This window comes from Mycolicibacter senuensis (assembly GCF_003284925.1).
Classification (GTDB): Bacteria; Actinomycetota; Actinomycetes; order Mycobacteriales; family Mycobacteriaceae; genus Mycobacterium; species Mycobacterium algericum_A.
Genome location: NZ_QMEX01000099.1, coordinates 1 through 13,543, shown reverse-complemented (window position 1 = coordinate 13,543; position 13,543 = coordinate 1). Strand labels below are relative to the sequence as shown.

At 68.4% G+C, this 13,543-nt stretch carries 14 protein-coding genes, 4 tRNA genes and 1 pseudogene; 8 read left to right on the top strand and 11 right to left on the bottom strand.

Annotated elements, in window-relative coordinates; translation table 11 throughout:
- The 4 genes and pseudogenes from DQP56_RS18025 to DQP56_RS18010 form a co-directional block, all read left to right on the top strand.
- A pseudogene (locus DQP56_RS18025) lies at positions 1-309 on the top strand (helicase-associated domain-containing protein); the annotation flags it as partial.
- Between the two features lie 34 nt (positions 310-343).
- Positions 344-1,996, top strand: coding sequence for a DNA repair helicase XPB (locus DQP56_RS18020; RefSeq protein ID WP_112687710.1), 1,653 nt, complete (start codon positions 344-346; stop codon positions 1,994-1,996).
- Between the two features lie 56 nt (positions 1,997-2,052).
- Positions 2,053-2,478 (top strand): pyridoxamine 5'-phosphate oxidase family protein, encoded by a 426-nt coding sequence (locus tag DQP56_RS18015; RefSeq protein WP_112687708.1) that lies wholly within the window; start codon positions 2,053-2,055, stop codon positions 2,476-2,478.
- Positions 2,479-2,483: 5 nt separating this feature from the next.
- Positions 2,484-3,089 (top strand): class I SAM-dependent methyltransferase, encoded by a 606-nt coding sequence (locus DQP56_RS18010; protein WP_112687706.1) that lies wholly within the window; start codon positions 2,484-2,486, stop codon positions 3,087-3,089.
- Between the two features lie 3 nt (positions 3,090-3,092).
- Here DQP56_RS18010 and DQP56_RS18005 read toward each other — a convergent pair whose 3' ends face one another.
- The 3 genes from DQP56_RS18005 to DQP56_RS17995 all read right to left on the bottom strand — a co-directional run bounded on the left by DQP56_RS18005 (position 3,093) and on the right by DQP56_RS17995 (position 6,870).
- Positions 3,093-3,383 carry a hypothetical protein gene (locus tag DQP56_RS18005; protein ID WP_112687704.1) on the bottom strand — a complete coding sequence of 97 codons (291 nt, stop codon included), beginning with the start codon at positions 3,381-3,383 and terminating at the stop codon, positions 3,093-3,095.
- 128 nt (positions 3,384-3,511) lie between these two features.
- Complete coding sequence (locus DQP56_RS18000; RefSeq protein ID WP_112687702.1) at positions 3,512-5,644, bottom strand: 3-hydroxyacyl-CoA dehydrogenase NAD-binding domain-containing protein; 2,133 nt, start codon at positions 5,642-5,644, stop codon at positions 3,512-3,514.
- Between the two features lie 14 nt (positions 5,645-5,658).
- On the bottom strand, positions 5,659-6,870 hold the full coding sequence (locus DQP56_RS17995) for an acetyl-CoA C-acetyltransferase (protein WP_112687700.1): 1,212 nt from the start codon (positions 6,868-6,870) through the stop codon (positions 5,659-5,661).
- Positions 6,871-7,064: 194 nt separating this feature from the next.
- Between DQP56_RS17995 and DQP56_RS17990 the strand changes: the two genes are divergently transcribed.
- Positions 7,065-8,258: a pyridoxal phosphate-dependent aminotransferase gene (locus DQP56_RS17990; protein ID WP_112687698.1), complete on the top strand. Its 1,194-nt coding sequence runs from the start codon at positions 7,065-7,067 to the stop codon at positions 8,256-8,258.
- On the opposite strand, the gene DQP56_RS17985 is transcribed toward DQP56_RS17990, so the two are convergent.
- Together DQP56_RS17985 and DQP56_RS17980 are read right to left on the bottom strand one after the other, a co-directional pair.
- A complete protein-coding gene (locus DQP56_RS17985; protein WP_112687696.1) occupies positions 8,245-8,697 on the bottom strand; it encodes an SRPBCC family protein in 453 nt (150 codons plus the stop codon). The two genes, DQP56_RS17990 and DQP56_RS17985, sit on opposite strands and share 14 nt — an antisense overlap.
- Before the next feature lie 56 nt (positions 8,698-8,753).
- Positions 8,754-9,197 carry an SRPBCC family protein gene (locus tag DQP56_RS17980; protein ID WP_112687694.1) on the bottom strand — a complete coding sequence of 148 codons (444 nt, stop codon included), beginning with the start codon at positions 9,195-9,197 and terminating at the stop codon, positions 8,754-8,756.
- An 87-nt stretch (positions 9,198-9,284) separates the two neighbouring features.
- Here DQP56_RS17980 and DQP56_RS17975 point away from each other — a divergent pair, with 87 nt between their 5' ends.
- Positions 9,285-9,626, top strand: a complete 342-nt coding sequence (locus DQP56_RS17975; RefSeq protein WP_112687692.1) for a DUF732 domain-containing protein — start codon at positions 9,285-9,287, stop codon at positions 9,624-9,626.
- A gap of 11 nt (positions 9,627-9,637) precedes the next feature.
- Here the strand turns inward: DQP56_RS17975 and DQP56_RS24785 are convergent, their stop codons facing one another.
- The gene (locus DQP56_RS24785) at positions 9,638-10,399 is read right to left on the bottom strand and encodes a chymotrypsin family serine protease (protein ID WP_165825065.1); all 762 of its coding nucleotides are present in this window, start codon (positions 10,397-10,399) and stop codon (positions 9,638-9,640) included.
- 212 nt (positions 10,400-10,611) lie between these two features.
- Here DQP56_RS24785 and DQP56_RS17965 point away from each other — a divergent pair, with 212 nt between their 5' ends.
- On the top strand, positions 10,612-11,100 hold the full coding sequence (locus DQP56_RS17965; RefSeq protein WP_435673880.1) for a DUF5994 family protein: 489 nt from the start codon (positions 10,612-10,614) through the stop codon (positions 11,098-11,100).
- A 194-nt stretch (positions 11,101-11,294) separates the two neighbouring features.
- Here DQP56_RS17965 and DQP56_RS17960 read toward each other — a convergent pair.
- The 3 genes from DQP56_RS17960 to DQP56_RS17950 all read right to left on the bottom strand — a co-directional run bounded on the left by DQP56_RS17960 (position 11,295) and on the right by DQP56_RS17950 (position 11,576).
- A tRNA-Phe gene (locus DQP56_RS17960) sits at positions 11,295-11,368 on the bottom strand.
- A 29-nt stretch (positions 11,369-11,397) separates the two neighbouring features.
- Positions 11,398-11,471: transfer RNA gene (locus tag DQP56_RS17955), tRNA-Asp, on the bottom strand.
- Between the two features lie 32 nt (positions 11,472-11,503).
- Positions 11,504-11,576: transfer RNA gene (locus tag DQP56_RS17950), tRNA-Glu, on the bottom strand.
- 134 nt (positions 11,577-11,710) lie between these two features.
- Between DQP56_RS17950 and DQP56_RS17945 the strand changes: the two genes are divergently transcribed.
- Positions 11,711-11,783: transfer RNA gene (locus tag DQP56_RS17945), tRNA-Lys, on the top strand.
- Between the two features lie 61 nt (positions 11,784-11,844).
- Here DQP56_RS17945 and DQP56_RS17940 read toward each other — a convergent pair.
- Both DQP56_RS17940 and DQP56_RS17935 read right to left on the bottom strand, forming a co-directional pair.
- Positions 11,845-12,759 (bottom strand): class I SAM-dependent methyltransferase, encoded by a 915-nt coding sequence (locus tag DQP56_RS17940; protein WP_112687690.1) that lies wholly within the window; start codon positions 12,757-12,759, stop codon positions 11,845-11,847.
- Positions 12,760-12,803: 44 nt separating this feature from the next.
- Positions 12,804-13,543 (bottom strand): amidohydrolase family protein (locus tag DQP56_RS17935; protein WP_165825064.1); only part of this gene is annotated, 740 nt, incomplete at its 5' end.

Below are 13,543 nucleotides of genomic sequence, written 5' to 3'. Positions count from 1 at the left end.
CCGGCGGCCGGGCCCAGCAGCGAAAGCCTCACGTCGCTGGTCCGGGTGCTGCGCACGGTGACGTCGGCGCCGTTCGACAACATCCGATTGGAGCCGGTCACCGCGATGATCATGTTGAAGCGGGCCGCGTCGGAGGGCTCCACGATGCTGATCGGCTACGTCGACGCCGCCGGGGTGGCCACCCAGCGGGAGGTCTCCCCCGTGCTGGTTCGCGGCGGCCAACTGGTGGCGTTCGATTCCGCCTCCGGCCAGATGCGTGATTTCACCATCCACCGCATCACGTCGATCTCCTCGACCGAGCCGCAGTGAGCGCCGGTGTCGGAGCTCTCCGGATAATGGGCCCATGAGCACCAACGGGCCGTTGATCGTCCAATCCGACAAGACCGTGCTGCTCGAGGTCGATCATGAGCAGGCCGGCGCGGCCCGCGCCGCGATCGCGCCGTTCGCCGAGCTGGAACGCGCCCCCGAGCACGTGCACACCTACCGGATCACCCCGCTGGCGTTGTGGAACGCTCGCGCCGCCGGGCACGACGCCGAGCAGGTGGTCGACGCGCTGGTCTCCCACTCCCGCTACGCGGTGCCGCAGCCGCTGCTGGTCGACATCGTCGACACCATGGCCCGCTACGGGCGGCTGCAGCTGGTGAAGAGTCCGGTGCACGGCCTGACCCTGGTGAGCCTGGACCGCGCGGTGCTCGAGGAGGTGCTGCGCAACAAGAAGATCGCCCCGATGCTCGGCGCCCGCATCGATGACGACACCGTGGTGGTGCATCCCAGCGAACGCGGCCGGGTCAAGCAGATGCTGCTCAAAATCGGCTGGCCCGCAGAGGATCTGGCCGGCTATGTCGACGGCGAGGCGCATCCGATCGAGCTGTGTCAGGACGGCTGGGCGCTGCGCGACTATCAGGAGATGGCGGCCGACTCGTTCTGGTCGGGTGGTTCCGGGGTGGTGGTGCTGCCGTGCGGCGCCGGCAAGACGCTGGTCGGCGCCGCCGCCATGGCCAAAGCGGGTGCGACCACCCTGATCCTGGTCACCAACACCGTCGCCGGCCGGCAGTGGAAACGCGAGCTGATCGCGCGGACCTCGCTGACCGAAGAGGAGATCGGCGAGTACTCCGGGGAGCGCAAGGAGATCCGGCCGGTCACCATCGCCACCTACCAGGTGATCACCCGGCGCACCAAGGGCGAGTACCGGCATCTGGAGCTGTTCGACAGCCGCGACTGGGGACTGATCATCTACGACGAGGTGCATCTGCTGCCGGCGCCGGTGTTCCGGATGACCGCCGACCTGCAGTCGCGGCGCCGGCTGGGGCTGACCGCCACGCTGATCCGCGAGGACGGCCGCGAGGGTGACGTGTTCAGCCTGATCGGACCCAAGCGCTACGACGCACCCTGGAAGGACATCGAGGCCCAGGGCTGGATCGCGCCGGCCGAATGCATCGAGGTGCGGGTCACCATGACCGAGAGCGAGCGGATGACCTACGCGATCGCCGAGCCGGAGGAACGCTACAAACTGTGCTCGACGGTGCACTCCAAGATCGCGGTGGTGCGCTCGATCCTCAAACAGCATCCCGGCGAGCAGACCCTGGTGATCGGCGCCTACCTCGATCAGCTCGAAGAACTGGGCGAGCAACTCGACGCCCCGGTGATCCAGGGCTCGACGCGCACCGCCGAGCGCGAGAAGCTGTTCGACGCATTCCGCCGCGGCGAGGTCTCCACCCTGGTGGTGTCCAAGGTCGCCAATTTCTCCATCGACCTGCCCGAGGCCTCGGTGGCCGTGCAGGTGTCGGGCACCTTCGGGTCTCGCCAGGAGGAGGCCCAGCGGCTGGGCCGGCTGCTGCGGCCCAAGGCCGACGGCGGTGGCGCGGTGTTCTACTCGGTGGTCGCCCGCGACAGCCTGGACGCCGAGTACGCCGCGCACCGGCAGCGGTTCCTGGCCGAGCAGGGCTACGGCTACATCATCCGCGACGCCGACGACCTGCTGGGACCGGCGATCTAGGCGACCCGCCCGCCCGGCGAACGCCCTGAGCGCGGTACTGCGGTTAGCCTCGAAACATGGCCCTGTCCAAGGACGAACGCGAACAGTTTCTGGTCGAGCCGCACATCGCGGCGCTGTCGGTGAGTGCGGGAGACGGCCGTGGCCCACTGACGGTCCCGATCTGGTATCAGTACACCCCGGGCGGCGAGCCCTGGGTCCTCACCGGCGTCGAGTCACGCAAGAGGCGGCTCATCGAGGCCGCCGGCCACTTCTCGCTCATGGTGGAGCGGACGGAGCCGACCGTCCGCTATGTCGCCGTCGCCGGTGCCGTCAGCCGCATCGAACCCGGCACCGACGAGCAGCACGCCGAGCTGGCCCACCGTTACCTTCCCCCCGACCGGGCCGAGAAGTTCCTCAATTACGCGCTGACCGAACTGGGCGAGTACGTGGCAATTTATCTGCGTCCCCAGCACTGGGTCTCCGCTGATATGGGCACCATCTAGACGCTATGGGGGCCAGGAGGCTGCTTTTCCGGGGGATGTACCGGCTGGGCTTCACCCCGTGGGAGGGCCACGCGCTGGCCCGCGGGCTGCGCAATCTGGTCGAGCTCGACGCCGGCGTGGGGTTGGCGCCGGGCACCGCGCTGGACCTGGGCTGCGGCACCGGGGACAACTCCATCTACCTGGCGCAGAACGGCTGGCGAGTCACCGGTGTCGACTTCGCCCCGCGGGCGCTGCGCGCCGCCCACGCCAAGGCCCGGGCCGGGAAGGTGTCGGTGCGGTTCGTCTGCGCCGACATCGCCCAACTGGACTCAGCCGGTCTCGGTGACGACTTCGACCTGGCGACAGACAGCGGTTGCCTGCACGGGATGAACGATCACGATCGGGCGGTCTACGCCCAGCAGGTCAACGCGGTGACCGGACCCGACTCGCGGCTGCTGATCGTCGCGTTCACCCCGGGCGCACTGTTCGGCGTCCGCGGCATCGACCAGGCCGAGATCGTCCGGCTTTTCGCTCCGCAGTGGGAGCTGATCAGCTCCGGCGACGAGCCGCACTACGTGCCCGCCAACGGCGGACAACCGGTGCGGCACTACCTACTGGCTCGCCGGGCCTGACCTTCAGCCCCCGCAGGCGGTGCCGGGCAGCAACATCATCAGCGGCCACAGCAGCACTCCGGCCACGGTCGCCAGCTCGTAGACACTGTTGGGCGGTATGCCGAACTGTTCCTCGGCCCGAGTCTGGAGGATCTCCACGCCGTCGGGCCGCAGGAACAGGCATACCACCCCGATGATCACGTAGACCAGGCCCAGCCACAACGCCGTCTCGAGCAGCTTGCCGACGGTGATGCTCAGCCGGTAGTCCAGCAGACGCGAGATCCCCCGAAGCCACGAGGGTTCCGGGGATGTCACGTCTGCAGCCTAATCGGAACGCACGGCCGCGGCGGGTCACCACCAGCGGCCACCCATGGCGAGCAGGCGCGAGAGCCCCCCAAAACCGCGGTTTTGGGGGGCTCTCGCGTCTGGTCGCGCCGCCGGTACTACAGCAGCGACTGTGGCGGGTTGAACCGGTCGCCGTACTTGCCGGCCAGCTCCTTGGCCCGTGCGACGAAGCCGGCCTGTCCGCCGGGGTAGCCGACGATGAACTGGTGGGTGCCGCCGGTCCACGGCGGGAACCCGATGCCCATGATCGCGCCGATGTTGGCATCCGCGGTCGAGGTGAGCACGCCTTCGTCGAGGCACTTCTGGGTCTCCAGCGCCTCGGCGAACAGCATCCGGTCGATCATGTCCTGCAGCGGCGGGGTGGAGCTGCCCGAGTTGAAGGTCTCCCGCAGCCCCGGCCACAGCCCGGTGCGCTTGCCGTCGACGTACTCGTAGAAGCCGGCGCCCGACAGCCGCGACGGGCGGCCGATCTCGATCATCTTGTCGACGACCTCTTCGTTCGGCTGCCTCTCGAGCGTGCCGCCGGCCGCCTCGATGCCCTCGCGGGTGGCGTTGGCGATCTTCTGCATCAGCTCCAGGTTGAGCTCATCGCAGAGCTGCAGCGGAGCCGCCGGGTAGCCGGCCTGCAGACCGGCCTGCTCGATGCTGGCCGGCTCCACACCTTCCCCGAGCATCCTCAGCGCCTCGTTGACGAAGGTGCCGATGACACGGCTGGTGTAGAAGCCGCGGCTGTCGTTGACCACGATCGGGGTCTTCTTGATGGCCAGCACGTAGTCGAACACCCGGGCCAGTGCCTCGTCGGAGGTCTTCTCGCCCTTGATGATCTCCACCAGCGGCATCTTGTCGACCGGCGAGAAGAAGTGGATGCCGATGAAGTCCTCCTGGCGCTTCACCCCGGTCGCCAGACCGGTGATCGGCAGTGTGGAGGTGTTGGATCCCAGCAGCGCGTTGGGCTCGACGATGTCCTCGATCTCCTGGAACACCTTGTGCTTGAGGTCCTGGTTCTCGAACACCGCCTCGATCACGAAGTCGACGCCCTTGAGGTCGGCCGGGTCACCGGTCGGGGTGATCTTGTCCAGCAGCGCCTTGGACTTCTCGGCGGTGGTGCGGCCCCGCTCGACGGCCTTGGCCTCCAGCTTCTCCGAGTAGCCCTTGCCCTTTTGCGCTGCCTCCAGGGAGACGTCTTTGAGCACCACGTCGTAGCCGGCCTTGGCCGACACGTAGGCGATGCCGGCGCCCATCATCCCGGCGCCGAGCACACCGATCTTCTTGATCGGGGTCTGCCCGATGCCCTCGGGCCGGCTGCCGCCGCCGTTGATGTGCTGCAGATCGAAGAAGAACGCCTGGATCATGTTCTTGGCGACGTTGCCGGTAACCAGCGAGACGAAGTAACGGCTCTCGATGCGGCTGGCGGTGTCGAAGTCCACCGCCGCGCCCTCGACCGCGGTGGACAGGATGGCACGCGGCGCGGGCATCGGCGCACCCTTGAGCTGCTTGCGCAGCAACGCCGGGAACGACGGCAGGACCGCCGCCAGCGACGGCGTCGACGGGGTGCCGCCGGGCATCTTGTAGCCCTTGGCATCCCACGGCTGGGTGTGCGCCTCCGGGTTGGCCTTGATCCACGCCTTGGCGGCCGGCACCAGCTCCTCGACGCTTCCCACCACCTCGTCGACCAGGCCGACCTCCTTGGCCTTGGCCGGCTTGAACCGGGTGCCCTGCGCCAGCACGTTCATGAACGCGTTCTGGATGCCCAGCATGCGCACCGTGCGGGTGACCCCGCCGCCGGCGGGCAGCAGGCCCAGGGTGACCTCGGGCAGGCCGATCTGGCTGCCCTTGGCGTCGGCGGCGATGCGGTGGTGGCACGCCAGCGCGATCTCCAGGCCGCCGCCGAGTGCGGCGCCGTTGATGGCGGCCACGACGGGCCTGCCGAAGGTCTCCAAGGTGCGCAGGTCGGCCTTGATGGTCTCGACCTGGTCGAAGACGGCCTGGGCGTCCTCGGGGCCTACCTGGATCATCGCCTTGAGGTCACCGCCGGCGAAGAAGGTCTTCTTCGCGCTGGTGATGACCACACCGGTGATCGAATCCTTTTCCGCGACAAGGCGTTCCACGGCGTTGTGCATGGACTCGCGATAGTGCTCGTTCATCACGTTGGCCGACCCGGTCGGGTCGTCCAGGGTCAGCGTGACGATGCCGTCAGCGTCCTTGTCCCACTGAATGGTGTTCTCTGCCATTTTCAAAAACCCTCTCAGACGCGCTCGATGATGGTGGCGACGCCCATGCCACCGCCGATGCAGAGTGTGATCAGAGCGCGGCGGGCACCCCGGCGCTCCAGTTCGTCGACCATGGTGCCGGTGATCATCGCGCCGGTGGCGCCCAGCGGGTGGCCCATCGCGATGGCACCGCCGTTGACGTTGAGCTTCTCATCCGGAATGTTCAGGTCCTTCTGGAATTTCAGCACCACGGAGGCGAACGCCTCGTTGAGCTCGAACAGGTCGATGTCATCGACGGTCAGCCCGGCGCGGTCGAGCACCCGCTGGGTGGCCGGGGTGGGGCCGGTGAGCATGATGACCGGGTCGGCGCCGGACGTGGCCGCGGCCACGATGCGGGCCCGCGGGGTCAGCCCCTGCTCCTTGCCGGCCTTCTCGGAACCGACGAGCACCAGGGCGGCGCCGTCGACGATTCCGGAGCTGTTGCCGCCGGTGTGCACGTGGTTGATCTTCTCGACGAAGTGGTACTTCTGCAGCGCCACGTCGTCGAAGCCGCCCATCGCGCCGACCCCGTCGAACGCGGTCTTCAGCTGACTCAGGCTCTCCACCGTGGTGCCGGGCCGCATGTGCTCGTCGTGGTCGAGGACGACCAGGCCGTTCTGGTCGCGCACCGGGACCACGGACTTGGCGAAGTAGCCGCCCGACCAGGCCGCGGCCGCCAGCTCCTGGGAGCGCGCCGCGTAGCGGTCGACGTCCTCGCGGGAGAAGCCCTCGATGGTCGCGATCAGGTCGGCGCCGATGCCCTGCGGCACGAAGCCGATCTCGTAGTTGGTGTCGGGGTCAGACGCCCAGGCGCCGCCGTCAGAACCCATCGGCACCCGGCTCATCGACTCCACGCCGCCGGCCAGCACCAGGTCATCGAACCCGGCCTTGACCTTGGCGGCGGCGGTGTTGATCGCCTCCAGACCCGACGCGCAGAACCGGTTGAGCTGCACGCCACCGGTGGTCTCGGGCATCCCGGCGGCCAGCATCGCGGTGCGGGCGATGCAACCACCCTGGTCACCGACCGGCGACACCACGCCGAACACGGCGTCGCTGATCTGGTTGACGTCCAGGTCGGGGTAGCGGCTACGCAGTTCGTTCACCAGGCCGACAGCCAGGCTGACAGGCTTGATCTCGTTCAGCGACCCGTTGCGCTGCTTGCCGCGCGGAGTGCGAATGGCCTCATAGATGAAGGCTTCTTCGGACATGGCTGGAATTCCTCTTCGGTTGGGATTCGACACGGATTTTCGATTGCGTCTGCTCGGAGCGTAGACCTCTGCTTCCCACCCTAACAGGGCGGCCTATCAACCGGATGGTTGGGCCGGGTGCGACGGCGGCGCTTCGCGGCGGCGACGTGCGGGCACCGCGGCTGAACACTGCGCGGCTCCTAAGCTGGCCGGTTATGACGGTGTCGCGGTTACGGCCCTATGCCACCACGATCTTCGCCGAGATGTCGGCGCTGGCCACACGGATCGGCGCGGTCAACCTCGGCCAGGGCTTCCCCGATGAGGACGGGCCACCGGCCATGCTGGAGACTGCCCGGGCCGCAATCGCCGACGGCATCAACCAGTACCCGCCCGGCCCCGGCATGCCCGCGCTGCGGGAAGCCGTCGCCGGGCAGCGCAAACGGCACTTCGGCATCGACTACGACCCGGACACCGAAGTCCTGGTGACGGTCGGGGCCACCGAGGCCATCGCGGCGGCGGTGTTCGGTCTGGTCGAGCCGGGCTCGGAGGTGGTGTTGATCGAGCCGTTCTACGACTCCTACTCGCCGGTGGTCGCGATGGCCGGGGCGCAGCGGGTCACTGTGCCGCTGGTTCCCGACGGCCGCGGATTCGCCTTGGACGTCGACCGGTTGCGCCGGGCCGTCACCCCGGCGACCCGGGCGTTGATCGTCAACTCACCGCACAACCCGACCGGCACGGTGTTCACCGAGTCCGAGCTGGCCGCGATCGCACGCATCGCGGTGGAGGCCGATCTGCTGGTCATCGCCGACGAGGTCTACGAGCACCTGGTCTTTGCCGGGCGGACCCACCTGCCGCTGGCCGGCTTCGAGGGCATGGCGCAGCGCACCGTCACCATCTCCAGCGCGGCGAAGATGTTCAACTGCACCGGCTGGAAGATCGGCTGGGCCTGCGGGCCCGCGGAACTGCTGGCCGGGGTGCGAGCCGCCAAGCAGTATCTGAGCTATGTCGGCGGGGCGCCGTTTCAGCCGGCGGTGGCGCTGGCGCTCAACACCGAGGACGCCTGGGTGGCGGGCCTGCGCGCGACGATGCAGGCCCGCCGGGACCGGCTCGCCGCCGGGTTGGCCGGGATCGGCTTCGAGGTGCACGACAGTTTCGGCACCTATTTCCTGTGTGCCGATCCGCGTCCGCTGGGTTATGACGACAGCACGGCGTTCTGCGCCGAACTGCCGCACCGGGCCGGGGTCGCGGCCATCCCGCTGTCGGCGTTCTGCCTGCCTCCGGGCGAGGCGACCGCACCTGACGTGTGGAATCACTTGGTGCGGTTCACCTTTGTCAAGCGTGAGGACACCCTCGATGAGGCGCTGCGGCGTTTGGAGGTGCTGCGCGAGGGGCCGGTCACGGCTCGGTAGGCGCCCGGGTGCCCATCACCTGCTGCCGCAACCCCTCGGTGGCGGTGTCCAATACCAGCTTGCTGGCACGCCGGACCAGGAACGCCGGGATCGGCCCGGACGGCTCGACGGTGATGTCGAAGCGCACCCGGGTGGTGTCCGGGCCCTCCTTGGTGAGGGTGTACTCGACGTGCTGGGCGCGCTGCTGGGTTGTCGCCTTGGCGTCCCAGACCACCCAGTCCGGGCCCCAGTGGTATTCCAGGATCTCCTTGTCCACCAATCCCAGAACCTTGACGGTGGCACGCACGTGGTGGGGGCGGCCGTCCTCGTAGGTGTCGAGGATCTCGACCCGCTTGTGCACCGGTGACCAGGACACCAGGTCCCCAACATTGGCGAGCGCGTCGAGAATCCTCTCCGGCGGCGCGTCAATCACAATTTCCCGCGATGCTCGAACAGCCACTACGTCGAGCCTAGTCCGGTAGCCGGCGCTGAGCGGGGTTTGGGGCGAAACCGAAGTCAGCGACCCTTTTTGACCTTGAGCACCTGCGTTCGCAGGCCGTCGGTGGCGGTCTTCATGCCGCCCTTGAGGGTGTTCTTGAGCAGGAAGCCCGGGATCGGGATCGACGGGTCGACCGCCATGTCGAAGCGGACCTTGGTTTTGTCACCCTGCGGGGTCAGCGTGTACTTGGCGTCCTGCGCCTTGAGTTGGCCGGCCGACACCAGCGTCCAGCCGACGCTGTCGTCGGTCCAGCTGTATTCGACCACCTGCTCGTCGGTCAGACCGGCCGCCTTGATCCGCATCCGCACCCGGCGGGGCCGGCCGTCGTCATGGGTGTCGAGCACCTCGGCGCTCTGGTACTGCGGCGACCAGGACGGCACGGACTCGACGTCGGCGAGGACATCGAAGATCTCCTCCGGGCTGGCTTCGATGACCACTTCGCGGGAATCCTTGACTGCCATGGCTGGCACGATAGCCAGCCCCGCGGTGGTGCGCGGGGATTTGCGCCGTACCCGGATGTATCTCATCTGCCGGGCCGCGGTGGCACGATGGAAGTCATGCATGTGACCGCACGCCTCGCCGCGCCCCTGCTCGCCGCCACGGCATTGGTCGCCGCGCCCGCCGCCCACGCCGACGACGCCAGTTATCTGGCGAAGGTCAACGCCTCGCCGGTGGCGATCCCGATCGCCGATGACGTCAAGGTGACGTCGGGCCACTACGTCTGCGCGCTGCTGCGGATGTACGGGCACACCGGCACCTACCGGTCCGGGCTCTCACCGGGCGACGTGGTGCGCCAGCTGACCAACACGTTCTATTACAGTCCCGAGGCCGCCGACGTCCAGATCGCCGCGGCGCAGTCCGAGCTCTGCCCGGAGACGTTGCGGCCCTGAGGTTTTGAGTACTAGCCGAGACCGAACCCGGCGCCCGGGCCGCCCTTGGCGTTGACGTCGTCGAGGATCTCCTTGAACATCACGACCCCCGGCCCCGACTGGTCCAGCGGTGCGGCCGGGACCGATCCGTCGCGGACCATGCCGACGAGCAGGTTGTCGATGGTGATCGGTGAGCCGTCGTCACCGGGTTGCCACCACTGCTCGCCGACGGAGTCCAGGCCGGCGGGAACGACGTCGAAGCAATTGAGCCCGGAGCCCCGGCCGAGTTTGCAGGCCTGTTTGGCCGGGACGGGTTCGGCCGCGGCGGGTTCCGGGCTCGCGGGGGCGGGGTCAGCGGGTTGCGAACCGGCCGGTTCCGGCTCGGCAGGCTCCGGGCCGGCGGGTTCCGGCTCTGGCGGCCAGAGACCGAAGATCCCGAAGCCTTCGTAGTCGGCGATCGGCTTCACCTTGGCCGACTCGAAGTCGATCACCGCATAGACGAGCGTGTCGTCGGCGGCCACGACCGTGCCGACGACCCCGCGTTCCTCGGCGCCCTCGGCGACGACCGGCGAGCCGGGTCCACCGCAATGAGCCGAGGTGAAACCGATCAGCCGGCCGGTGCTGTCGTGGCCGATGGCGGCCAGGGTGCACAGCGTGTCGTCGTTGAGCACGATCGCAGCCCCGCCGCCGAGCAGAATCTTGTCCCCTGCTGCGGCGCTCATCGGTGGTGCGACGGTGATGATCAGCGCGAACGCGGCGGCCGTAGCGGACAGCCGACGGGGGACACGGTGCACAACAGCGCAGTCTAGAGTCCCCTGGCGGTCGAACCGCCGCCAAAACGCTGCCGGGCGCGTACGGTCGAAGACGAGCCGCTTCATTGTCAGCGGTGGTCCACCCAGACTCGCCACGGGCGACCCCACGGGCAATTGTGATTCCTCCGCCTCCCGCGTCCGCGGGACAGCCAAATCCGACCGGTGAGGGAACGATCCGTGAATTGCAAGATGTCATGCGCCACTTGAACGTAACGGGACCGAAGTCGGATCGCTCCACTCCTGCCATCGCCGGCACCCGCCATGCCCGCCCAATCCGGCTGACCGTGGCGCACCAGCTCGGCCGCGACATCGACGGCGCCTGGTGGCCCCGCGCAGATCGCATCACCAATGAATTACCGAACCTCGTCGCGGTCCTGACTCCTCTGCTGGGGAACATCACCAGCATCAACGTCAACTGGTCACCACTGCAACGGCCCCCTGATTTCAGCTGGCCGGGGTGGGAAGGCAAACGCCAACACGTGATGACCCTCAGCGGCACGGAGGCCTGCGTCAACTTGCTGGTCATCTCGTACGCGACCCACACCGCACTCGCGTTGATGGTGATGCGCTGCGCTGCGGGCCTGCCCATCGAGGCGGCAGACGTGAATAAACCCGCATGTCTGACCGCGGATTTGATTCTGCGGACCGCTCGACAACAACGTGTTCTCGGCTGTGGCACCTAGGGGTGGCGGCGACCGATCGTGCGGGCCCGACCCACGCGACGGCTTCCCGGTCGACGCCGTGCCGCCGTTGGGACCGAACCCGTTGGAGGGCCGCACGTTACCTCACCGGCTGTGGTCACATGTGTCAGGTTCGGGCCGCCGAGCAAGCGCCCCAGAAACGAGAAAAACCACCTGTCACCAGGTGGTTCTCAAAGTGGCCAGGGCCGGGATCGAACCGGCGACCTTCCGCTTTTCAGGCGGACGCTCGTACCAACTGAGCTACCTGGCCGGAAGGCACGTATGCCTCGCCGTATAAAGCGACCCTGACGGGACTTGAACCCGCGACCTCCGCCGTGACAGGGCGGCGCGCTAACCAACTGCGCCACAGGGCCTTGCTCTTCGCTCCGCGTCTCCGCGATACGAGTACCCCCTACGGGATTCGAACCCGCGCTACCGCCTTGAAAGGGCGGCGTCCTAGGCCGCTAGACGAAGGGGGCCAGAACCGAATCTCTCCGGGGACTCGCAACGTGGTCACGTTGGGAGCTTGGCTAGCTTAGGGCACGGCGGGCCCTTTCCTCAAACGCGGCCCCGATCGGGGCCCGCCGGCAAGGCAGTATTCTGTTCCGGCACGGCCCCTATAGCTCAGTTGGTAGAGCTACGGACTTTTAATCCGCAGGTCGTAGGTTCGAGTCCTACTGGGGGCACCCACCAACGTCCGGCGGTGGCAGTACTGCCGTATTGCCACCGCCCCGGCTGTGATGTTTTTCATACGCGCTCGTCGGGCAACACCGCACTCAGATACGTCAGATCGCCGAACGCCACCGCCAGGGCGTCATCGCCGTACTCCAGGCCGGCCTCGGCGTAGAGGTCGCGAACCTCGCGGCCCGACACCGTCCAGCCGGCATGGGTCAGGTAGTCGACGACGTGGTTGCGTTCGCCGTGATAGATCAGTTCGCCGATCTCCACCTCGCACCCGACGGATTGCAGCTTCTCGCGGTGCTCGCGCCATTCCGGGCCGGCGAACACCGTGGTGTCCTGGATGAATTCACACGCCAGCCGGCTGCCCGGCGCGCTCAGCGCGGTGATGGTGTCGAACAGCGCGTCCTGGGCGTCGGGCTGCAGGTAGACCAGCAGGCCCTCGGCGCTCCACACCGTCGGTGCCTGCGGGTCGAAACCGGCGGCCTTTAGCGCGGCCGGCCAGTCGTCGCGCAGGTCGACGGCGACGGTGCGGCGCTGCGCGGTCGGTTCGGCACCCAGCTCGGCCAGCGTGTTGGTCTTGAAGTCGATCACCGCGGGCAGGTCGACCTCGTAGACCAGGGTGCCGGCCGGCCAGTCCAGCCGGTAGGCACGCGAGTCCAGGCCGGCGGCGAGGATGACCACCTGGCGGATGCCGCTCTGCGTCGCGGCCTGGAAGTGCTGGTCGAAGAACCGGGTCCGGATCCCCATGCCGTGCCCCATCCGGACCGGGTCGAAGTCGTCGCCTTCGGGCAGCGCGACGTCCCCGTCGATCAGCCGGGTGAAGAAGTCGATGCCGACGGCGCGCACCAGCGGCGCCGCGAACGGGTCGTCGATCAGCTTGTCGGGCCCGGCGGTGGCCAGCGCGCGCTGCGCCGCCACCATGGTCGCGGTCGCCCCCACGCTGCTGGCCAGGTCCCAGCTGTCACTGTCCGTACGCGTCATCCCATGCCTTCCGAATTTCTGAACCCACAAACTATCTAGATAGGCTACCGAATGTTGGGGTGCTGGTGCACCACGGCGCCGGCGACGATGGTCGCAGCAACCAGGCCGGCGTCCAGCACGCCCGGATCACCGTCGAGCACACACAGGTCACCGGGCTCGCCGGGGCTGACCGTGCGCGGGGTCGCGGGCCGGTCGGGCCGGCCGGTGAACATGGCCAGCGCGGCGCGAGCCGAGACCCGCTCGGCCGGACCCAACACGATGCCTCCGGGGCTGGTCCGGTGCACCGCGGCCCGCATGGCCGCCCAGGGGTCACCGTCGCCGAAGGGGGCGTCGGTGGAGAGCGCCACCGCAATACCGTTGTCCCGCAACGACGCCAGCCGCCACAATTCGTGGAGCCGGTCGGGTGCGATCTCGGCCAGGTAGTCGGCGCCGCGTTCGGCGATGAAGTTGGGCTGGGTGACCACGGTGATGCCGAGCGCGGCAAGGTCGGCCAGTCGGTCATCGGGCACCACCGCGGCGTGCTCGATCCGATCGTCGCGGTGGGGGCCGGCAGACTGCCATGCCGCGATCGCGACGGTGAGCTGGGCGTCGGTGACGCAGTGCAGCGCCACACCGTGGTCGCGGCCGTGGTTGTCGCGCAAGGCTTTCGCCAAGGCCTCGAGGTCCAGCCGGGCGTCGTCGAGGATAATCTTGGCCGGCCCGAGGCTGATGCCGGGCGTCGGGGCGGTTCCGGCCGGCACCATGCAGTGCAGCCGCTGCAGCAGCTCCCCGCTGCGGCGCGTGG

Excerpts from the sequence above, each read along its gene's own strand:
- DQP56_RS18020 (WP_112687710.1), top strand. The coding sequence starts at position 344 with ATGAGCACCAACGGGCCGTTGATCGTCCAATCCGACAAGACCGTGCTG.
- DQP56_RS18015 (WP_112687708.1), top strand. The coding sequence starts at position 2,053 with ATGGCCCTGTCCAAGGACGAACGCGAACAGTTTCTGGTCGAGCCGCAC.
- DQP56_RS18010 (WP_112687706.1), top strand. The coding sequence starts at position 2,484 with ATGGGGGCCAGGAGGCTGCTTTTCCGGGGGATGTACCGGCTGGGCTTC.
- DQP56_RS18000 (WP_112687702.1), bottom strand. The coding sequence starts at position 5,644 with ATGGCAGAGAACACCATTCAGTGGGACAAGGACGCTGACGGCATCGTC.
- DQP56_RS17995 (WP_112687700.1), bottom strand. The coding sequence starts at position 6,870 with ATGTCCGAAGAAGCCTTCATCTATGAGGCCATTCGCACTCCGCGCGGC.
- DQP56_RS17990 (WP_112687698.1), top strand. The coding sequence starts at position 7,065 with ATGACGGTGTCGCGGTTACGGCCCTATGCCACCACGATCTTCGCCGAG.
- DQP56_RS17980 (WP_112687694.1), bottom strand. The coding sequence starts at position 9,197 with ATGGCAGTCAAGGATTCCCGCGAAGTGGTCATCGAAGCCAGCCCGGAG.
- DQP56_RS17975 (WP_112687692.1), top strand. The coding sequence starts at position 9,285 with ATGGAAGTCATGCATGTGACCGCACGCCTCGCCGCGCCCCTGCTCGCC.
- DQP56_RS17965 (WP_435673880.1), top strand. The coding sequence starts at position 10,612 with ATGCGCCACTTGAACGTAACGGGACCGAAGTCGGATCGCTCCACTCCT.
- DQP56_RS17940 (WP_112687690.1), bottom strand. The coding sequence starts at position 12,759 with ATGACGCGTACGGACAGTGACAGCTGGGACCTGGCCAGCAGCGTGGGG.